General features: G+C 61.1%; 17 protein-coding genes, 1 pseudogene and 1 riboswitch. Of the genes and pseudogenes, 7 read left to right on the top strand and 11 right to left on the bottom strand.

The annotated features are described in order from the left end of the window. The 3 genes and pseudogenes from BSG20_RS26045 to BSG20_RS26035 all read right to left on the bottom strand — a co-directional run. The coding region (locus BSG20_RS26045) for a transposase (RefSeq protein WP_143147534.1) at positions 1 to 252 on the bottom strand (252 nt) is incomplete at its 3' end. A 53-nt stretch (positions 253 to 305) separates the two neighbouring features. Beyond that, a pseudogene (locus BSG20_RS26040) lies at positions 306 to 590 on the bottom strand (Lrp/AsnC family transcriptional regulator); the annotation flags it as partial. A 35-nt stretch (positions 591 to 625) separates the two neighbouring features. Next, positions 626 to 3460 carry an FAD-binding and (Fe-S)-binding domain-containing protein gene (locus BSG20_RS26035; RefSeq protein ID WP_244541434.1) on the bottom strand — a complete coding sequence of 945 codons (2835 nt, stop codon included), beginning with the start codon at positions 3458 to 3460 and terminating at the stop codon, positions 626 to 628. Between the two features lie 95 nt (positions 3461 to 3555). On the opposite strand from BSG20_RS26035, the gene BSG20_RS26030 reads away from it, so the two are divergent. The 3 genes from BSG20_RS26030 (at position 3556) to BSG20_RS26020 (ending at position 7010) form a co-directional block, all read left to right on the top strand. Then, positions 3556 to 4455 (top strand): LysR family transcriptional regulator, encoded by a 900-nt coding sequence (locus BSG20_RS26030; RefSeq protein WP_072379944.1) that lies wholly within the window; start codon positions 3556 to 3558, stop codon positions 4453 to 4455. Between the two features lie 153 nt (positions 4456 to 4608). Beyond that, positions 4609 to 5727 (top strand): alanine racemase, encoded by a 1119-nt coding sequence (gene alr, locus BSG20_RS26025; RefSeq protein ID WP_072379942.1) that lies wholly within the window; start codon positions 4609 to 4611, stop codon positions 5725 to 5727. A gap of 29 nt (positions 5728 to 5756) precedes the next feature. Continuing rightward, positions 5757 to 7010, top strand: a complete 1254-nt coding sequence (locus tag BSG20_RS26020) for a D-amino acid dehydrogenase (RefSeq protein ID WP_072379940.1) — start codon at positions 5757 to 5759, stop codon at positions 7008 to 7010. 34 nt (positions 7011 to 7044) lie between these two features. On the opposite strand, the gene BSG20_RS26015 is transcribed toward BSG20_RS26020, so the two are convergent. From BSG20_RS26015 to BSG20_RS26005, 3 genes are read right to left on the bottom strand one after another with little or no spacing between them, the layout of a single operon-like run. Continuing rightward, entirely contained in the window at positions 7045 to 7686 is a 642-nt protein-coding gene (locus BSG20_RS26015; protein ID WP_072379938.1) for a ThuA domain-containing protein, read from the bottom strand. 17 nt (positions 7687 to 7703) lie between these two features. After that, entirely contained in the window at positions 7704 to 8804 is a 1101-nt protein-coding gene (locus BSG20_RS26010) for a Gfo/Idh/MocA family protein (protein ID WP_072379936.1), read from the bottom strand. A gap of 33 nt (positions 8805 to 8837) precedes the next feature. Continuing rightward, a complete protein-coding gene (locus tag BSG20_RS26005; RefSeq protein WP_072379934.1) occupies positions 8838 to 10037 on the bottom strand; it encodes an ROK family transcriptional regulator in 1200 nt (399 codons plus the stop codon). A 213-nt stretch (positions 10038 to 10250) separates the two neighbouring features. On the opposite strand from BSG20_RS26005, the gene BSG20_RS26000 reads away from it, so the two are divergent. The 3 genes from BSG20_RS26000 to BSG20_RS25990 all read left to right on the top strand — a co-directional run bounded on the left by BSG20_RS26000 (position 10251) and on the right by BSG20_RS25990 (position 13409). Then, entirely contained in the window at positions 10251 to 11561 is a 1311-nt protein-coding gene (locus BSG20_RS26000) for an ABC transporter substrate-binding protein (protein ID WP_072379932.1), read from the top strand. 68 nt (positions 11562 to 11629) lie between these two features. Next, on the top strand, positions 11630 to 12568 hold the full coding sequence (locus BSG20_RS25995; protein ID WP_072379930.1) for a carbohydrate ABC transporter permease: 939 nt from the start codon (positions 11630 to 11632) through the stop codon (positions 12566 to 12568). Then, entirely contained in the window at positions 12561 to 13409 is an 849-nt protein-coding gene (locus BSG20_RS25990; protein WP_072379928.1) for a carbohydrate ABC transporter permease, read from the top strand. Before BSG20_RS25995 ends, BSG20_RS25990 begins: the two co-directional genes overlap by 8 nt. Positions 13410 to 13480: 71 nt before the next feature. Here the strand turns inward: BSG20_RS25990 and thiD are convergent, their stop codons facing one another. The 4 genes from thiD to BSG20_RS25970 all read right to left on the bottom strand — a co-directional run bounded on the left by thiD (position 13481) and on the right by BSG20_RS25970 (position 17357). After that, a complete protein-coding gene (gene thiD / locus BSG20_RS25985) occupies positions 13481 to 14293 on the bottom strand; it encodes a bifunctional hydroxymethylpyrimidine kinase/phosphomethylpyrimidine kinase (RefSeq protein ID WP_072379926.1) in 813 nt (270 codons plus the stop codon). Continuing rightward, complete coding sequence (gene thiE / locus BSG20_RS25980; RefSeq protein WP_072379924.1) at positions 14290 to 14925, bottom strand: thiamine phosphate synthase; 636 nt, start codon at positions 14923 to 14925, stop codon at positions 14290 to 14292. The genes thiD and thiE overlap by 4 nt, the downstream gene beginning before the upstream one ends. Further along, positions 14922 to 15725, bottom strand: a complete 804-nt coding sequence (gene thiM / locus BSG20_RS25975; protein ID WP_072379922.1) for a hydroxyethylthiazole kinase — start codon at positions 15723 to 15725, stop codon at positions 14922 to 14924. The genes thiE and thiM overlap by 4 nt, the downstream gene beginning before the upstream one ends. 49 nt (positions 15726 to 15774) lie before the next feature. Beyond that, positions 15775 to 15865: riboswitch (TPP riboswitch) on the bottom strand. 91 nt (positions 15866 to 15956) lie between these two features. Further along, entirely contained in the window at positions 15957 to 17357 is a 1401-nt protein-coding gene (locus BSG20_RS25970; RefSeq protein ID WP_072379920.1) for an MFS transporter, read from the bottom strand. A 120-nt stretch (positions 17358 to 17477) separates the two neighbouring features. Here BSG20_RS25970 and BSG20_RS25965 point away from each other — a divergent pair, with 120 nt between their 5' ends. Further along, positions 17478 to 18437 carry a LysR family transcriptional regulator gene (locus BSG20_RS25965; protein WP_072379918.1) on the top strand — a complete coding sequence of 320 codons (960 nt, stop codon included), beginning with the start codon at positions 17478 to 17480 and terminating at the stop codon, positions 18435 to 18437. A gap of 3 nt (positions 18438 to 18440) precedes the next feature. Here BSG20_RS25965 and BSG20_RS25960 read toward each other — a convergent pair whose 3' ends face one another. Next, positions 18441 to 19412 (bottom strand): sugar kinase, encoded by a 972-nt coding sequence (locus BSG20_RS25960; RefSeq protein WP_072379961.1) that lies wholly within the window; start codon positions 19410 to 19412, stop codon positions 18441 to 18443. Between the last annotated feature and the right edge of the window lie 9 nt (positions 19413 to 19421).

Here is a 19421-nt window from a genome sequence, read left to right as displayed (position 1 = left end):
CGCTTCCAGTCGCCGGCTGGAACGCACACGGTTGATATACCCGTACACGTAAAGCTTCAAAAGGTCGGCTGGGTCGTAACCCGGACGGCCGGTCTCCTTCGCCGCCACCCGCACGAACCCGGCGGCTTGGAGATCGAGGCCGTCAACGAAAGCCTCGATGAAGCGAACCGGATTGTCCGGCCCCACATAATCATCAACCGCTTCCGGCAGAAGCAGCAATTGAGAGCGGTCTGTTCCTGAAAGATGCGCCATGGCAAAAGCTACCACGGCAGTCTAACGTGAGGAATCCCCGACGGGGTTTTCAGACGGTCTGCCGGATATTTGCGAACGGCGGTCTCAAAGCGGTTCAGGTATTCCTCCGTCTGGCGTTCGAGAGTGATCTGGATGATCACCGCAATTGCGTCCTCGCCGAGCATGTCAACGAGTGCGGTGTAACCCTTGATGATGCCTGCCCGTTCCATGAGTGCGATGCGGCGCAGACAGGCCGAGGCGGACAGTCCAACTTCCTTGCCGAGATCGACATTGGAGATCCGGGAGTTCAGGCGCAATTGCCGGATGATTTTCCTGTCTATCGCATCGATCTCATACATTATCGCCTCATCTATTCGCGCTGCCGGCTGGCGTGTCATCCGACATCGATTGCGTCGGCCACCCATCGCATAGGATGCTCACCCCGAATAGAAGAGAATCGCTTCGTCTGGCAACGGCAAGAAAAACCTGAGACCATAGCCTGCTTCTCGCCCCGCAGCTGCCCCGTCCAGGAAAGATCAAAAATGTGCTTGCTGAGATCCTGGTGACGCTGCTGATGGCCGAACAAGCCAGCCATGCCGCAGCAGCCGGTTGCGGCAATTTCAACCGGCGCGCCGAGAGCAGCAAACACCTTTTTCCATGCCGTTGCTCCGGCGCCGGCGCTTTCACTGCAATGAAGGAACAGTTTGCGCGGCAATCGCTCCCTGTTCAATCTTGGCAAACCGCGTCCGCGGGCAACTTCCTCGCTCAGAAATTCCTGGACGAGAAGGATATTCTGGCCCGCCAGGCCGGCGTTCGCATAGTCCTGGCGGATCATCATGACGAAGGCAGGATCGACCCCCACCATCGGTCTCCCGGATTCCGCGACTTTGTCGATCGCCGCTCGAAGCTTCCGGGCCTGTCTGATAAAACGAGGTCGGTCGCCGAGCCCGTGGGCTGCTTTTCCGCCCGGACGCATGGCGACGAAAACAGGGCGATAGCCGAAGCCACGAAGGCCGTCTGCGAGCGCCAAGGCGGCCTGCGTATCGAAAAGGGCTGTAAACGGATCCCGCCAGACGAAGACCGTATCCTCATGCCATCGCCGCTGCGCGATCACCTCGACGGAAAACGTTTTATATCCGCCTGTGCCAACATCATGAAAAGAGATGAACGGAAGGTCACGCAGACCCGAAGCTTTCTCCATCAACGGGTTGAATATCCTCGCAAAGACAGCCATCAGTTTTCTATACCGGATCAAAACCGGGGAATATTCCTCCAGCAGCAGTGCCGCCTTGTCTGCCAGTGATCGCCGACGCGTCCGGTAGAACTGCTCAAGGAAATGCGATTTCATCTCCGGTATGTCGACCTGCACCGGACAACTCGTGGCGCAGGCCTTGCAGCCAAGGCATCCGTCGAGCGCGGCCAGAACATCGCTGTCCAACTCTTCGATCGCATCGCCTTGGCGTTTTTCCTGGTGCCAATGCCTCAACGCGTCGGCGCGGCCCTTCGGTGAATGGCGAAGATCGCGGGTGGCCTTGAATGACGGACACATGACATTGCTGCGTTGATAACTCAGACACTGAGCATTGCCGTTACACCTGAAGGCAAGGCCGAGCGGGTCATTCTCATCGGTCTTGACGCTACGAAAAGGGGTTGTCGCAATGCCCATGAGAGATTGCGGATCGCCGACAAGCTTTCCCGGATTGAAACGATGCGCTGGATCGAATGCCCGCTTGACGCGACGAAACGCGTCATAGGCGGCCTCGCCGACGAACTCCGCAAGGTAAGCGCCGCGCACGCCCTTGCCGTGCTCCCCCCAGAAGATACCGCCGTGCCGGCGCGTCAAGTCGAAGACGCCGTCCGAAATCGCTTTCATGATGGTCCGGTCCTCGTCGGAATCGATATCGAGGGCAGGGCGGATGTGAAGACAGCCGACATCGACATGCCCATACATGCCGTAGCTCAAGCCGTTGCTGCTCAACAGTCCCGTGAAATCCTTTACAAAGGCGGCAAGGTTTTCGACAGGCACCACGCAGTCCTCGACAAAGGCAATTGGCCGGCGAGTGCCACTGACCTTGCCAAGCAAGCCAACACTTGCCGCTCGGACCTGCCAGAGCGCTGCCATTTCGATATCGTCGACGGCCACGTGGCTTGCGATTGCGCCGGCAAGCGTCAGCGTGCTCTCGCGCAGAGCTTCAACGTGGCGTGCGAGATCTGCCTCGTCGTCCCCGACAAACTCGACGAAATTGTAGGCGATCGGCCGGCCGTCACGAGCGCGTAGCCCGACGGGCAGCGCTTGTAGAATTCCGGCCCTTTCGGCCAGGCCCTGCACCCATTCGTCCATCACTTCGATCGCCAGCGGATCATGCGCAAGCAGCGCACTGCCGGCATCGAGTGCCGCGGCGAACGTCTCGAAGCCGATGACAACCAGTCGCTTGAATTTCGGTTTGCGCATGAGATGCAGTCGTACGCGCGTAACGAGGCCGAGCGTCCCCTCCGCGCCGATCGGCAAGCGCCACCATTCGAGATCCCCTTCAGGTGGCTTCGCCCGTTCGAGATCATAGCCTGTAAACCGCCGCGAAAGCGCCGGCACCTGGCCGAGCAGCGCATCGCGACCCGACGAACAAGCCGCTTCGATCTCTGCGAGCATTGCGTTGGCCCAGTCGGGCGTCGGCGCACCGCTATCCAGTGTCCGGCCGCCATCGACAACGATTTCCATCCCAAGGACGTTGTCGCTGGTCTTGCCGTAGCGCCTCGATCCCTTTCCGGATGCATCGGTACTTACCATGCCGCCGATCGTGCAGCGGCTCGCAGTCGAGGTGGTCGGCGCGAAGAACAGGCCGGTCCCGGCCAGTTGCGCGTTCAACTCGTCGAGAACGATGCCAGGCTCTACCTCTGCCCACTGCTCCTTTTCGTTCACCTGCAGGAGGCGGTTCATGTATTTCTGAAAATCGACGATGATGCCGGCGTTCAGGCTCTGACCATTGGTGCCGGTGCCGCCACCGCGTGCGGTGACGGGAACGCCACGCAGATCATCAGCCGCGAGGACGCGCATCAACCGCCGAACATCCTCGGCATCGCGCGGCGCAACGACGATATCCGGCATCACGGTGTAAGTACTGTTGTCCGTGGACATCGCCGCCAGAAGTGCGGCGTCGTTTGCGATGTCGCCACGAAATCCGGCGTCAGCGAGCAAGGCAGGGAGCCTTTGCAGCACAACATGATAGGACATTTTCTTTACGCTCTGGTGCAGCATCGCCGTCCATCCGGAGAAATCGAGGAACCGGCATTGAACCACAAAGGCACGTTTCGTATAATTAGAAATATATGAAGGTTTTTTCGGAAAATACGAACATAGGTCTACGCCATCTTCGCGCCGCGCTGACGGTCATGGAGGAGGGATCCTTCAGCAGGGCAGCGCAGCGGCTTGGCGTCGTGCCTTCCGCCCTGACCGAAACGATCCGCACGCTCGAACTGGAATGTGGAACGGCGATCTTCGACCGGAAGAGGCGTCCTGTAAGGGCGACAGAAGCGGGCGAGGCGTTCCTCGAGGGCGCGCGCGATCTTCTCGATCGTTTCGAGCTTTCGCTGACGAACCTGCGACAGGTCGGCGGCCTCAAACGTGGCCGGGTAGCGATTGGCGCAGCGCCATCGGCAGTCCTGAGCCCGCTATCGGACGCGATCATGAAGTTCCGTGCAGACCACCCGGGAATTGATATCATCGTCCATGATGACGTGGCCGAGCGGTTGGCCGGCATGGTGGTGAACAGAACGCTTGATTTCGCGCTGGCTGGGCCGGGCTTTGAATCGGCCGAATTGGACGGAAGGAAGATCAGCGAAGACCCGTTTGGTCTCGTCTGCCATAGAGATCATCAACTTGCACGGTCGTCGCGTCCGATTGTTTTGGCCGATATCAATCCGGAGGATGTGATCGCGCTCGACGGACAGGCTGGCATTGCGAGAATGCTCGCCGATTGCCCCGAGTTGCCGCCGAGGCTGACAATGGGCCGCATCCAAACCTTCAGCACCATTGCGCAGTTGACCTTGATTAGTCGCAACGCCGGCGTGGCGCTGCTGCCGCAGCAGGCTGCGAAGGTCATCCAAAGTGATGACATTGTCTTTCGCGCGATCGCCGATTTTCGGCTCATCCGCTCGCTCTATTTGCTGACACGCAACCGCTCGAATCTGCCCCCAGCGGCGGAGCGCTTCGTCAGCTACCTCTTCTAGTCGATTTTGCACGAAACATTGAATAAGTTGACGAAAGCTGCGGAAACCTGATCTCAATTGCTCGTATTAGCGAAGGATTGAGCGAAAAAGTCGTTCAACCGCCGATATCCTTACAGCAGGTAAATCGGGACAGCAGGTAAATCGGGGCCAATCATGAACAGCAGCACCGACAACGTTATGCTCGCAACCGACCGATGCGGCGTCCTTGCAATCGACCTTGGCGCCCTTGGCGAGAACTACCGCCGATTGGCCAAGAATGTTGCTCCCGCAGCGCTTGCCGCCGTTGTGAAAGCCGACGCTTATGGCCTTGGCGCCGTTCAGGTCAGCCAGAGACTGTACCAGGAGGGAAGCCGGACATTCTTTGTCGCGCATTTCATTGAGGCCGTGCAGCTGCGTCCGTCGCTCCCGCAAGACGCTGCCATCTATGTGCTGAACGGTCTTCAGCCTGGCAACGAGGAACGGGCGGCCGCCCTCGGTGTTGTACCCCTGTTGAACTCCATCGGTCAGATCAAGGCATGGTCGCAGACAGCCGGCAGGGTGGGCCGGACGCTTGAGGCTGCGCTCCAAGTCGACAGCGGGATGTCGAGGCTTGGCCTTTCACCGGATGAAGTGTGTGAGCTGCTAGCCAACCCAGGCCTGATTTCGAACATCGAGGTGACGACGCTCGTCAGCCATCTCGCCTGCGCCGACGAACCGGCAAACCCGGCAAATGCAAGGCAGTTGGCGGCCCTCCGGGCGATATCGACCGCCTTTCCGAGCCTACCCGTCTCATTGGCCAATTCCGGCGGCATCTTTCTGGGTGGCGAGTTCCATGGCTCGCTGGCACGTCCGGGCATTGCCCTTTATGGTGGCGCGCCGATCTCAGACCGCGACAATCCCATGCTGCCGGTTGTCTGGCTTGAGGTCCCCGTCATTCAGACACGCACCGTGTCTCCAGGCACCCAGATCGGTTATGGCGGAACGTTCACAGCGAAAACATCCACACGCCTCGCAACAATTGCAGCTGGTTATGCCGACGGATTGCCACGCAGCTTGAGCGGACGAGGCGCCGTCTACTTCGAGGGGCAGCGCCTGCCGATCGCCGGGCGCGTGTCGATGGACAGCATAACGGTCGATATCAGCGCTTTGCCGGAAGGCGCACTCGATCTCGGCACGCCGGTGGAAGTCGTTGGCAAACACCAAACCTTGGAGATGATGGCTGCGGATGCCGATACCATCTCCTACGAAATCCTCACCCGTTTGGGCCACCGATACCAACGCCGCTACATCTGATCTGATGTCTTTCTTTTCTGGAGTTCATAATGAAGATTACTGTGCTTGGCGCCGGCGTCATCGGCGTCACCACGGCCTACTATCTGGCGAAATCGGGACACGAGGTCACGGTGCTGGAGCGCCAGAGCGGACCGGCGCTGGAGACGAGCTATGCCAATGCCGGTGAGATCTCGCCCGGCTATGCATCGCCCTGGGCGGCGCCCGGTATTCCTCAGAAGGCCGTCAAATGGCTCTTCATGAAACACGCGCCGCTGATCATTCGCCCGACATTCGACCCGGCCACCTGGGCCTGGGTGACGGCGATGCTGCGCAACTGCACCTCCGCGCGCTATACGATCAACAAGAGCCGCATGGTTCGCCTTGCCGAATACAGCCGCGATTGCCTGATCGAGCTGCGCGCCGAGACCGGCATCCCTTATGATGCGCGGACGCAAGGAACCCTGCAGCTCTTTCGCACGCAAAAACAGCTCGGCTCGATCACAAAGGACATCGAGGTTCTTGCTAAGGACGGCGTGCCGTTCCAGGTGCTCGATCCGGCACAATGTGTCGCGGCCGAGCCTGGGCTGGCACCGGTCAAGCACAAGATCGTCGGCGGATTGCGCCTGCCCAACGACGAGACCGGCGACTGTTTCAAGTTCACCAACGAGCTCGCCACGCGTGCGGAGGCATTGGGCGTGCAGTCCATTTATGGAGCCGACGTCCATAAGCTGCGCATCGAGAACAACAGGATCAGCGCGGTCGAAACCTCACAGGGCACGTTCGGCGCCGACATCGTGGTGGCGGCCTTCGGCAGCTTCACGTCAGCCCTTCTGAAGCCGCTCCGGCTGAAGGTGCCAATATACCCGGTGAAGGGATACTCGATCACGGTTCCAATCGTCGACGAGAGCCGGGCGCCCGTCTCGACGATCATGGACGAGACCTTCAAGATTGCCATCACCCGTCTCGGCGACCGAATCCGCGTCGGCGGCATGGCGGAAATTGCGCGCTTCAACAAGGATTTGCCGACCTCTCGTAAGGCAACACTTGTACATTCGGTCGAGGATCTGTTCGGTGGAGCCGGCGACCAGAGCAACGCACAGTTCTGGTGCGGACTGCGGCCGATGACGCCCGATGGAACGCCGATCATCGGCAAGACCGCCTACGACAACCTGTATTTGAACGCTGGGCACGGCACCCTTGGCTGGACCATGGCCTGCGGCTCCGGCCGCTTACTGACAGATCTCATCGACAGGGCGAAACCGCAGATATCGACCGAGGGTTTCGATCTCAGCCGCTACGGCTGACGAGCGCCGGAGAATTCGTACGCAATCTGGCACTTCAGCGCGCCGCCCAGTTCGCTCCACGCCGGAAGATGGTCTTCATCTCAGGCACCGAAAATTCCTTGGCCTGATGGCCAAGCGAAGAATAGAAGACACGCCCTTTGCCGTATTTGCGCTTCCAGGCGACGGGCATCACCACGCCGTCGATCCAGTAGGCGTGGTCGCCGGTAAACCGGGTCGTCGCCAGCACCTCGTTCGAAGGATCGACGTGCATGTAGTATTGTTCGGAGGTGTAGGGGAAGTCGACGATGCCTTCCATGACGGGATCATCCGGCCTTGTGATGTTGACCGTATAGTCGATGATGTTGCCGGGATGCGCGACCCACTGGCCGCCGATGATGAACTGGTATTCGACGCATTCACGGAAGCTGTCGCCAGCGCCACCATGGTAGCCGGCAATTCCGACACCACCCTCAATCGCGGCTGCAAGGTTCTTGATCTCTTCCTTTTCGATCTTCGACATCGTCACGATCGGCACGACGAGGCTTAGATCGTGGACGGACGGATCCGCAAAGGCCTCGGTGGTGTGCTCAACGTAGACCTTGAAGCCATCCTCCTCCAGCATGTCCTTGATGATTGAGGCGCATTCCTGCGGCTCATGGCCGCTCCATCCGCCCCAGACGATCAGTGCTTCACGCATACTCTTCCTCCTGATGATTACTTGCCCAAGCGCCCGTCGACGAGCGACTGCGAAAGCGGCATCGGCCGCTCGGTTTGAGTAGTGATAGCGACCGTACGCCCGCTGTCAGAGGCCGTATGGAAGGCTTCCATGACCTCGAGGACATGCAGAGCAAGATCGCCATTGGCACGATGCGGGCGGTTGGATCGAATGGCATGGGCCAGATCAGCGACACCGATCGAGCGATAGTTGCCGTCGCCATAAGGCGCCGTGAGAGCCTGCTTTTCAAATGCCCCGCCCTTTCTCAGCAGTTCCACGTCACCGCCGAAGTGGTTGGGATCGGGGACGATCAGCGTGCCCTCGGTGCCGTAGATCTCGAGCGGCACGTGCTTGTGGCCAGCAACATCAAAACTCATGCCGATCTGAACGACGGCACCGTTGGCAAAAGCCATGAGACCGGCGACGTGGGTCGCGACATGCACCGCGACGCGCTCGCCGTTTCTCGGCTCACTGGTGATGATACGCTCCTTGCGGGGGCTGACGGCAAAACCGGCCACCTGCGCAACTGGCCCGAAAAGATTGACGAGATCTGTGATGTAGTATGGCCCCATGTCGAGCATCGGTCCGCCGCCGACCTCGTAGTAGAAGGCGGGATTTGGATGCCAGCGTTCGTGCCCTGGGCACATGAAGGTCGCCGTGCCGCCGACCGCCTGGCCGATCACGCCCTGATCGATGAGGCTACGTGCCGTCTGGTGACCCCCGCCAAGAAAAGTGTCGGGGGCCGCGCCAATGCGAAGGCCTTTGGCTTTCGCGGCTTCGGCGAGCTTCTTGCCCTCCGCGAAGGTGATGCCGAGCGGCTTTTCCGAATAGGCGTGCTTCCCGGCCTCTAGCGCCTGCAGACCAACCGCGACATGGGCCTTCGGCACAGTCAGATTGACGATGATCTCAACCTTGGGGTCGGCAAGGAGTTCGTCGATCCGCATTGCGGGCACATTGAATTCGCCGGCCTTGGCTTCTGCCAGCGCGTGATTGAGGTCGGCCACGCCGCAAACGTCAAGGATGGGGAAGGACGCCATCGCTTTCAGATAGGCGCCGGAGATATTACCGCATCCGATGATGCCAATACCGACTCGTTCCATGATTTCCTCCCGTTAGATGTCGCGATTTTGCTATCAGAGCGCCGGCCCGGTGGTGTTCCAGGGCGACTCGTAGAGTTCGTAGAGCGCCACCGCAGCGGCTCCTTGCGCCCAGAAGTCGTCCGTCGAATCGTCGAAGACGAGTTCGGCAACACCCTTCAGAGACGGTGGAATGGCGAGCGCATAAGCGTTGCGCAGGCTGTCGAGAAAGGGTTCGCCAAGAGCAAGGCTCGAACCGACGAGAATGACACGCGGCGGCGCAAACAAGGTGACGATATTGGCGATCGCCACGCCGACGGCTTCGCCGGCGCGGATCGCCGCGCCAATCAGCGTGTTATCCTCCGCCTTGATGAGCGCTTGGGCATGCGTCATGCCGCGTCCAAGCCGAATGGCCTCGGCAAAGCGGCCGCTGGCCGGCTGCTCACCAAGGATTTCGCTTTCGCCGGCCTGGCTCGACAGCCGCACGATGCCGCGCGGTCCCATGCCAAGCACCAGGTCGCCGAGATTGTGGCTGAGGCCGCCGGCGCCGCGGAAAAGCTGATTGTCGTGGAGCACCCCGAGCCCAAGCGTCTGCTCAAGCGAAATCAATACCATGTCCTCCAGATCGCGGGCTTTGCCAAACCAGTGGTGGGCAAGCGTGATCGCATGCGCGTCGCTTTCCACGATCGTCGGGGTATTCAGCCGAGCCGTCATTTCGCTGGCGAAATCGACATTCGTGTCGCGAAAGATCGGGCTGCTGCGGATCTGGCCAGTGCGGTGCTCGATCACGCCGGGAAGGCCAAGGCACACGGTGTCGACGTCCTCGAGCGAAAGGCCTGCATCGACAACGCAGCGCCGTACCCCGTCCTCCACGAGGTCGGCGATGACGCCAATCGGCTGACGATCGATGCGGATGGGCAGCGTCAGTTTCGACAGTACGTCGCCGCGAAAGTCGGTCACCACGAAAACGAGGCGGTTGGCCGCGATTTTGGCACCGACAACGCGCGCCGCGTCCGGGTTGAGCTCGAGCATGACACGCGGGCGCCCACGGGCCGCCTCATTGCGAATGTCGCCTTCGTGACGCGGCAGGATTAGCCCGTCATCAAGCAGCGAGGCGGTGATGGCGGAGACCGTCGTGGTCGACAACTGCGTGCGTTCGCTGATCTCGACACGCGCTATCGGCCCATGACGGCGGATCGTATCCAGCACGTTCAAGCGGTTGATCGCGCGCATCAATTCCGGATCTGCGGTCTTCATGGGGTCTTGCCGGGCTCTTCAACGTTGCGCGGTGCGCGGGCTTATATTTTCAACGGTATGCGAATTAAATAGCGCGGCAGCGGCCCCGTCTGTCAAGGCAAATCTGCCAATTTCAACGAAGGGAGTTGACATTCGCCAAAACCTCCCGATGATTTAATCCGCATAAGGGAAAAATTGAAGAGGACGATTTCTGCCCTTCTTGGAGGAGACATCATGTTTGATCATATGAGGGCCAAGGCCCTATTTCGCAGCCGTTTCATTGCCCGCTCGGCAGCCACAGGACTGGCACTTCTGATCGCTGCGGGAAGTGCTGCAGCCGACACGACCGTCAAGTGGCTGCATCTTGAAATCGACCCGAACTATCTGGCGGTCTGGAAGAAGATCGCAGCCAAGTACGAGGCCGAGCATCCCGGCGTAAAGATCGAAATGCAATTCCTGGAAAACGAGGCCTTCAAAGCGAAGCTTCCGACGCTGCTGCAATCGAGTGATGCGCCGGACCTGTTTTTCAGCTGGGGCGGCGGGGTGCTGAAGCAGCAACTTGCCACGGGCACGCTGATGGACCTGACCGAGGCTATGAATGCCAAGGACGGTGCCTGGCTGAAGAGCTATAATCCTGCGTCCGTCAACGGCTTGACCTTCGATGGCAAGATCGGTGCCGTCCCCTACAAGATGGGTACGGTCTCCTTCTTCTATAACAAGCAGATGTTTGCAAAGGCGGGTGTCGACGCGGCATCCATCAAGTCCTGGGACGACTATCTCGCCGCGGTCAAGAAGCTCAAGGATGCCGGCATCGTGCCGATCGCCGGCGGTGGCGGCGAAAAATGGCCGATCCACTTCTACTGGAGCTATCTCGTCATGCGCGACGGCGGTCAGAAGGTCTTCGACGCCGCCAAGAACGGGCAGGGCGAGGGCTTCAACGATCCGGCCATCATCAAGGCCGGCGAGCAGCTCGCCGAGCTCGGCAAACTGCAACCCTTCCAGCCGGGATATCTCGGCGCGACCTGGCCGCAGGCGCTTGGTGTTTTCGGTGACGGCAAGGCGGCGATGATCCTCGGCTTCGAGAACACCGCCGCCAACCAGCGCACCAACTCCGGCGACGGCAAAGGCCTCGACCCTGACAATATCGGTCGCTTCGCCTTCCCGGCCGTCTCGGGCGGTGCAGGTGCCGTCACCGACACGCTCGGCGGGCTCAACGGTTGGGCGGTGACGAAGACGGCTCCGCCCGAAACGCTTGATTTCCTCGCCTACCTGACGAACGCCGAAAACGAGCGCGAAATGGCCAAGGCCGGCATGCTCATTCCCGTGGCGGCTGGGGCTGAGGATGGGGTCACCAATCCGCTGATGCATCAGGCTGCTGAACAGCTGGCGCATTCGACGTGGCATCAGAACTTCTTTGATCAGGATCTCGGTCCGTCCGTCGGCCGCGTGGTCAACGATGTTTCCGTTGCCATCGTGTCGGGACAGATGAGCCCGTCCGATGGGGCTCAGCAGATCCAGGAAGCCTTTGAGCAGGATCAGCTCTGAACAACACGATTGCGGCGCGAGTATCACTCGCGCCGTCCTTCCATGTGACGTAAGAGGGACCGGCCTTTATGACCACTATCAGCGTAACAGGCGCCATCCGACCGCGCTCGGCTGTCAGATCGTCGGTGCGCAACAAAGATCCGAGCCTGGCGCGGCGCCTGCCGGTCCTGCTTCTGTTTCTGCCGCCAGCGCTGCTGCTGTTTACGATCTTCGTCATCCTGCCCATGGGGGAGGCGGCATGGTACAGTCTCTACAAGTGGGACGGTTACGGATTGCCGACGCAGTTCGTGGGCATGAGGAATTTCGAGGTACTGTTCAAGAACAGCGCCTTCCTGACGGCGTTGAAGAACAATGCCCTGATCATCGTCATTTCGATCCTGATCCAGATTCCGCTCGCCATCTGGCTGGCGATGATGCTGGCGCACCGGATCGCTGGCGTGGTCATCTTCCGCTTGATCTTCTTCCTGCCCTACGTCTTGGCGGAGGTCGCAGCCGGTCTCATCTGGCGCTTCGTCTACGATGGCGACTATGGCCTGTTTGCCTCGGCCGCCCACCTCGTCGGCGTCGAGACACCCTATGTGCTCGCAGACAAGGACCTGGCGATCTATGCGGTGCTGGCAGTTGTCGTCTGGAAGTATTTTGGGTTCCACATGATGCTCTTCATTGCGGGGTTGCAGTCGCTCGACAAAAGCGTGCTGGAAGCCGCAGAAATCGACGGCGCCAGCGGCTGGCAGCGGTTCCGTTACATCACGCTGCCGCTTCTCGGCTCGACCGTTCGCCTGTCCGTCTTCTTTGCTGTCGTCGGCTCGCTGCAGCTCTTCGACCTCATCATGCCGCTGACGGGCGGCGGGCCGTTCAACGCGACGCAGACCATGGTCACCTTCCTTTTCAACTTTGGCGTCACGCGCATGCAGGTCGGCCTCGGCAGTGCCGTGGGCGTCGTCCTGTTCGTCATCTGCGTGACGCTTGCCTTCGGCTACAAACGGATATTCATGCGCAATGACTGACATGACCTCATCCGCCCGGATCGCGACCGGCACGAAGATCTATCTGTATGTCTCGCTGACGATCATCGCGGCGATCGTACTGGTCCCGCTGCTGACGACGGCGCTTGGCGGCTTCAAGGATCTCGGCGACCTGCGAACCAACCCCTTCGGGCTACCGGTCGCATGGCATCCCGAAAACTATACCGACATTCTCTTTGGGGACCGCTACTGGCGGCAGATGATGAATTCGCTGATCATCGCCACGCTAACGGTCTGCTTGACGGTTTCGGTCTCGGCCATGGCCGCCTTTACCTTCGCGCATGTAAAGTTCTTCGGCGCGGGATTCCTGCTCAACTACTTCCTGATCGGCCTGATGTTTCCGGCTGCGACCGCCATCCTGCCCCTGTTCATCCGGATCCGTGATCTCGGCCTGTTGAATTCCTACTGGGGAGTTGTCCTGCCGCAAGTTTCCTTCGGGCTGGGCATGAGCATACTTCTGTTCCGGAACTATTTTCGCAACCTTCCGGAAGAATTGTTCCAGGCCGCAATCGTCGATGGCTGTGGCTACATCCGCTTCTTCTGGCATATCTCGCTTCCGCTCTCGCGGCCGATCATCGCAACTGTCAGCATCATCTCCTTCGTCGGCAGCTGGAACAGCTACATCCTGCCGCTGATCATGCTGAATTCGGAGACGATGTACCCATGGCCGCTTGGCATCATGGTCTATCGCGGTGAGTTCGGCACCGCCTGGCAGCTGGTGCTCGCCTTCATCACGCTGACAATCATGCCGACGATCATCGTCTTCTTCCTGGCACAAAAGCACATCATCGCAGGTCTGACTGCTGGTGCTGTCAAATCCTGATGGGGCGTGAAACGACGGAGCTTCGTCCCGGCGCTGCCTTAGCTGCTGTGTCGGCAGGCTGATCGTTCGTGCTATGCCGACGCCGCCCACCACAGTGCGTGAAAGTGATGCACGGGTCCGTGACCAGACCCGACGCTCAGCCCGTCGGCATGGGCGACGGCGTCGGCAAGGTAGGCCTTGGCACGCGTGACCGCCTCGTGAACTGATGCTCCTTTCGCCAATTCCGCGGCAAGCGCGCTGGAAAGGGTGCAGCCGGTGCCATGTGTGTTTGCGGTCGGAACGCGTTTTGCCTCAAACCATGTCAGCCCGGAGCCTGTCGAGAGCACATCTGGGCTTTCGTCGCCGGCCAGATGTCCGCCCTTGACGAGGACAGCCTTGGGGCCGAGCTGGCGAAGACTATCTGCCTGCTCTGCCATGTCGCTGCGAGTGGCCGCGGCAGAGACATGAAGCAGTGCGGCCGCTTCCGGCAGGTTTGGCGTCAGCAAGGTTGCAAGCGGCGACAGACGCTTGGTCAGAACGTCGACAGCGGAGGGGTCGAGTAGGGCAGCTCCGCCCTTGGCGACCATGACGGGGTCGAGAACGATTGGGATACCCTGGTGGCTCACAAGCGCGTCGGCGACGGCGTCGGCGATCTCGGCCGTGGCAATCATGCCGATCTTGATGGCGTCGACCCGCACATCGGCAAGAACCGCCGCAATCTGATCCGCGACGAAGGCGGCAGGGACCAGATGGACGCCGCAAACGCCTTGCGTGTTCTGGGCAGTCAGGGCCGTCATCACTGCCATGCCATAGACGCCGCGCGCGGAAAATGCCTTGAGGTCGGCCTGGATACCGGCTCCGCCGGACGGGTCGGAGCCTGCAATGGACAGCACGTTTCGGATCATGTTCTTGCCATTTTGATGTTCTCGGCGATCTCTCGTGCCGCAAGCTGTGGATCGGGTGTCCCACAAATCGCCGAGACAACCGCAAGCCCATGGGCCCCAGCGGCAAGCACCTCACCGACGTGGGCGGATTTCAGGCCACCGATGGCGACGACCGGTACGGGACAAACCTTGACGAGGCGCGAAAGCCCTGCAAAGCCCAGCGCGGGTTTGTGGTCAGGCTTCGTCGCTGTCGCAAAAACCGGCCCCAATCCAGCATAGTCGACAGCTGCGGGGTCGATTGCCGCCGCCAGCGCCGCCGTTTCGGCCGAGAGGCCGAGGATCATGTCCGGGCCAATCAATTGCCGCGCCGCGATCGCATCGATGTCTTCCTGGCCAATATGCAGCCCGTCGGCGCCAATGGCGATAGCCGCCTCCACGTCGTCATTGACGATGAGCACCGCGCCGGTGCTAGACAATGCCGCCTTGAGTGCACGCCCAGTCTCGATCATCCGTGCGGTATCCGCATGCTTGTCGCGCAGTTGCACCATGGTCGCTCCCCCGGCGACCGCCGCGCACGCGGTCTCCACCATGCCGAAGGCAGCGCAAAGGCCCGGATCGAGGACGAGGTAGAGATAAAGATCGAGGTTTCTCATGCCGCGCGCACCCTGGCATCGCGATCGAGCCTCGCAGCGTCAAGCGCGGCAAGTGCATCGAGGAAACGCCAGGAGAACGAGCCCGGGCCATCCGCGTTGCTGGCTGCCATTTCGCCGGCGACAGCAAAGGTCGCAAGGGCGGCCACCGCCGCCTCGAATGGCGCGCCGGGCCGAATAGCGGTGAATGCGCCAATAAGGCAGGTCAGCGAGCAGCCAAGCGCCGTGACCTGCGGCATTAGCACCGAGCCACCCTCGATACGAGCCGCCCGGTCGCCATCGGTGACGAAATCGACAGCGCCGGTTACCGCGACCGTCGCTCCGTGTACCCTGGCCAGTAGGCGGGCAGCGTCCTCAGCCTGCTCGACGTCATCGCGGCTATCCACGCCCTGACCACGGCTCGCCCCGCCAGCAAGCGCGATGATTTCGGAGGCATTGCCGCGAATGACGGTGGGGCCGAGTTCCAGCAGCCGGTCCACCGCCGCGCGACGAAAACCGGTTGCGTAGTGGGCAACCGGATCGAGGACAATGGGCTTGCCGGCCTGGCCGGCCGCGCGGGCGGCTGCCTGCATGCCGCGCAGCCAAGCTGACGAGAGCGTGCCGATGTTGATCGTCAGGGCGCCGGCGATCGCGGCAAATTCGCCAGCCTCTTCTTCCGCATGCACCATGGCCGGCGAAGCGCCAGCTGCCAGAAGCACATTGGCTGCGATGTTCATGGCAACGAAATTGGTGATGCAGTGGACGAGCGGTGGCTGGGCTCGCAATTCGCCCAGCAGCGTTCCCGGCGAGTTCTGATCTTGCATGGTGTGCCTTTCGACCGGGGAGAAAGGCGCAGGGACAAACGCGGGAAGCCGACAGTCCCGAGCGACTCCCTCCGCCGGCATTATCCGGTTCAGGTTCAAAGGGTGCTTCTCAGCCCACCAGGGCGCCCCTGTCTCTCATCGCCTTCTTGTCGCAGAGAAGCATGCGCCTGTCACCCATAAAATGGACATCGCCGGACGCGGCCGGCGATGTCCCGCGATAGCGGGTCCCGGCTATTCCGCCGCCTGATAGACGTTCCGGTCGACGACAGAGGCTCTCGGACCGAGTGCGGCCGCAAGCGTGACGAGAACTGCAAGGACCGCGACAAACGTGATGCCGGCGAAATACGGATCCCAGCCGAAACCGGAAGCCGCACCGAATATGGCAGAGGCTGCCGCAAGCACGATGCCGCCACCGATCTGGAAGGAGGCAAACAACAGCCCCGATGCGAGCCCGGACTGATCCTCGCCAACGTCGGAGAGTGCCGCAACCTGCACGGAGGGGTAGGTCATGGCGTAGCCGACACCGAGCGGGAGCTGTGACAGGGCGACCAGCCAGACCGGGTTGATGTGGCCAACGCTCAGGATCCAGAAGATGTAGCTGAGGGCCTGTAGTGCTACGCCAAGCGTCATCAGCCCGGTCGTGCCACGATTTTGCGCGATCGTCGCAAAGCGTGGCGCCAGGAACATGACACAGACGCCGCCGAAGGCAAAGGAGAACCCGGTCGCGAAGGCCGACCAGCCAACGACTGTCTGATAATAGAGCGTCGCGATGAACTGGAAGCCGACATAGACGCCCTGGAACAGCGCAGCAATGGCATTGGCGTGGGAGAGCTTTGCCCGCCGGAATATCGCAAGCGGCACCATCGGATCAGCATGACGGGATTCGACGATGAGGAAGAGGCAGATCAAAACGGCCGCCGCCACGAGCGCACCCCAGGTGGGCACTGCCTGCCAACCATCGGCCGCAGCATTGGTGATGCCAAAGACGAAGAGCAAGAGTCCCGGCGTGATGGTCATCGCGCCAGCCCAGTCGAACTTGACACGCGGCCCGCTGCGCTGCTGGTCTGCCGGCAGCACGAAAGGAGCAATCGACAGCGCGATAATGGCGACCGGCGCACCCATGACAAGAGTTGCCCGCCAGCTGAAGACCGTCGCGGCACCGCCAAGCACCATGCCAAGGACAAAGCCGGTCGCGCCAGTCGAGGCAAAGACCCCGAGCGCTTTTGCCCGCGCCGATCCTTCGCCGAACACCGACAGAAGGAGGGCAAGGGCAGCGGGTGCCGTAAACGCAGCGGCGATGCCTTTTATCAGGCGTGCGGCGATCAGCGTCGGGCCGCTATCGACAAAGCCGCCGGCGATGCTGGCGGCAGCGAAAATGGCGAGCGACCAGAGGAAGACGCGACGGTGGCCGAAAACGTCCGCGACGCGCCCGCCCAGCAACAGGAAACCGCCATAGCCGAGCACATAGGCGCTGACGGCCCACTGAAGGGACGTGGCCTTCATGCCGAGCTCGACCTGTATCGCCGGAAGCGCGACGCCAATCGTGGACACATCCATTGCATCAAGAAAGTTGGCAGCGCAAAGCAACAGCAATGCCAAGCCGGCTCCGCCTTGAGATCTCGAAATGGTCATGGGTGATCGTTCCTTTCTGCCGACGCCCCGGGAGGAAGCTTTGAGCGTCAGGGAACGAGAAAATGTACACCTCCCGAACCTATTGCAAATTGATAGTAACCATGTCAGGTATTACTGATAATGATGAATGACACGATCCTCAGAAAGATAGACCTCAACCTTCTGCTTGCCTTCTCCGTGCTGATGCAGGAGCGCAATGTGTCTCGTGCTGCCGAGCGGCTTCTGCTCGGCCAGCCAGGCTTGTCGGCGGCCCTAAAGCGGCTGCGCGAGACGCTTGACGACGAGCTGTTCGTTCGGGTCGGGCGAGGCCTGCAGCCCACCCCACGCGCGCTTGCAATCGCGCCGGCGATCGAGGATGCGCTATCGTGCATCGAGCGCGCCATCCGGCCGCCGGTCGCCTTCGATCCAAAGATCTGGCAGGGCGAGTTCAGGATCGGCATGTGCGACAATCTGGAATCGGCGTTCTTCGGGCCGCTGGTGGCGCGCCTGCGTGCACTGTCCCCGGGTGCACGCCTGATCGGGGTCGCCGCCGACAAGCGTGATGCTGCCCGCATGCTCGACGACGGTGCTTATGATTTCAGCGTCGCGGTCCACGAGGAACCGGCGTCCTGGCATGTCCGGGCGCCGCTCTTCAGCCAGTGTTCGGTCTGCGTCTATGACCCCGCCCAGCTGAAGCGCAAAGCGCCGCTGACGCTGGAAGACTTCGTCAATGCCGCGCACGTCACCGTGTCCTTTGAGGGCAACAGTGCGACAAATGTCGACACAGTCCTTGCCAAGGCCGGTCTGCGCCGACAGGTGGTGGCCACCGTACCGCGCTTTTCAGCACTGCCACCGGCGCTGAGGGCGATGCCGGCAATCGCGACCATTCCGGAATCGATCGCTCGCTGCATCGCGCAGTTGCACGGCCTCGAGATCTCGACCCCGCCGATCGAACTTCCCGCCGATCCTGTTACGATGCTCTACCGCCGCGTCGATCGTGCGGACGGTCGCTCGGTATGGTTCCGCAAGCTTTTCGTTGACGTCGTCGAAGCCGCGCTCAAGGCGTCCGGCTGCTCCATGACAATCTCGAAGGCAGCTTGACCTTCAAAGGGCCTGCGCCGGCCCGTTTCGCGCGGTGATATCGACGGCCTTGGCTGGCCAACTCATCAGCGCTTGATCAAGCTCTGCGCGAGCGGGCGCGCCGATGCGGCCTCCGAATGTCTGGCATTTGATTGCCGCCGCCATCGACGAGGCGCGCATCACATCCTCGATCGCCATACCCTCGGACAGCGTCAGCGCGAAGGTTCCATGGAAGATGTCGCCTGCCGCCAGCGTATCCGTGGGCGTGATGCACGGTGCTTCGAGATGGCGAATGCGACCGCTGTCGTCATCGAACCAGTAGGAGCCTTTTTCTCCGAATGTCACGCTAACGAAGGCATGGCTGAAACGCTCCTTCAGTCGGTGAACCATCGATGGAGGCTGCGCCGTTCCTGCCAGACGTTCAGCAGCCGGCTGCGAAAAAACAATATGGCTTGCCGCCGGTGCCAACATCTCGATCACCCCCTCAGCCGCCACGTCTCCGTCAAGGATGGCCGGCAACTTCGCTTCCCGGGCAGCGAGCAGTGTCTGCAGTGCAAGTGATGGCCAGCGCACATCGACCAAGACCGCATCGAATGGCGCGACATGATCCGCTGTGACCGATTGGACGAGCTGATGTAGACGTGGGTCATAGAAGGGGATGATCAGGCGCTCGCCGACATCGTCGATCAGGATCGTCGATACGGCCGAGCGGGCACCAGCCACGCGCCGCATGCCACGGGTGTCTATGCCACTTTCTGCCAGGTCGCCGATGATGCGCTCGCCGGTTTGGTCGTCTCCGACCGCACTCCAGAGGCTGGCGTCCCCACCAAGCTTTGCGACCGCAAAAGCAGCACTCGAGGCCATACCTTCTGCGATCTGCAGCATGTCGTACGGTAGAACTTTGCCTTGCCCGGTGGGCATGGTGCGCACCCTGTAGAGCGTATCGAGAACAGCGGCTCCAACGCACAGAATGTGTGGCTTCGCACGCTTATCCATTGCGGTCGT

It is taken from the genome of Rhizobium tibeticum, from assembly GCF_900110205.1.
GTDB classification, from domain to species: domain Bacteria; phylum Pseudomonadota; class Alphaproteobacteria; order Rhizobiales; family Rhizobiaceae; genus Rhizobium; species Rhizobium tibeticum.
This window is presented reverse-complemented; position numbering and strand designations above follow the sequence as displayed.

Coding starts and splice junctions, on each gene's coding strand:
- BSG20_RS26035 (WP_244541434.1), bottom strand. CDS start 3,460: ATGTCCTATCATGTTGTGCTGCAAAGGCTCCCTGCCTTGCTCGCTGAC.
- BSG20_RS26030 (WP_072379944.1), top strand. CDS start 3,556: ATGAAGGTTTTTTCGGAAAATACGAACATAGGTCTACGCCATCTTCGC.
- alr (WP_072379942.1), top strand. CDS start 4,609: ATGAACAGCAGCACCGACAACGTTATGCTCGCAACCGACCGATGCGGC.
- BSG20_RS26020 (WP_072379940.1), top strand. CDS start 5,757: ATGAAGATTACTGTGCTTGGCGCCGGCGTCATCGGCGTCACCACGGCC.
- BSG20_RS26015 (WP_072379938.1), bottom strand. CDS start 7,686: ATGCGTGAAGCACTGATCGTCTGGGGCGGATGGAGCGGCCATGAGCCG.
- BSG20_RS26010 (WP_072379936.1), bottom strand. CDS start 8,804: ATGGAACGAGTCGGTATTGGCATCATCGGATGCGGTAATATCTCCGGC.
- BSG20_RS26005 (WP_072379934.1), bottom strand. CDS start 10,037: ATGAAGACCGCAGATCCGGAATTGATGCGCGCGATCAACCGCTTGAAC.
- BSG20_RS26000 (WP_072379932.1), top strand. CDS start 10,251: ATGTTTGATCATATGAGGGCCAAGGCCCTATTTCGCAGCCGTTTCATT.
- BSG20_RS25995 (WP_072379930.1), top strand. CDS start 11,630: ATGACCACTATCAGCGTAACAGGCGCCATCCGACCGCGCTCGGCTGTC.
- BSG20_RS25990 (WP_072379928.1), top strand. CDS start 12,561: ATGACTGACATGACCTCATCCGCCCGGATCGCGACCGGCACGAAGATC.
- thiD (WP_072379926.1), bottom strand. CDS start 14,293: ATGATCCGAAACGTGCTGTCCATTGCAGGCTCCGACCCGTCCGGCGGA.
- thiE (WP_072379924.1), bottom strand. CDS start 14,925: ATGAGAAACCTCGATCTTTATCTCTACCTCGTCCTCGATCCGGGCCTT.
- thiM (WP_072379922.1), bottom strand. CDS start 15,725: ATGCAAGATCAGAACTCGCCGGGAACGCTGCTGGGCGAATTGCGAGCC.
- BSG20_RS25970 (WP_072379920.1), bottom strand. CDS start 17,357: ATGACCATTTCGAGATCTCAAGGCGGAGCCGGCTTGGCATTGCTGTTG.
- BSG20_RS25965 (WP_072379918.1), top strand. CDS start 17,478: ATGATGAATGACACGATCCTCAGAAAGATAGACCTCAACCTTCTGCTT.
- BSG20_RS25960 (WP_072379961.1), bottom strand. CDS start 19,412: ATGGATAAGCGTGCGAAGCCACACATTCTGTGCGTTGGAGCCGCTGTT.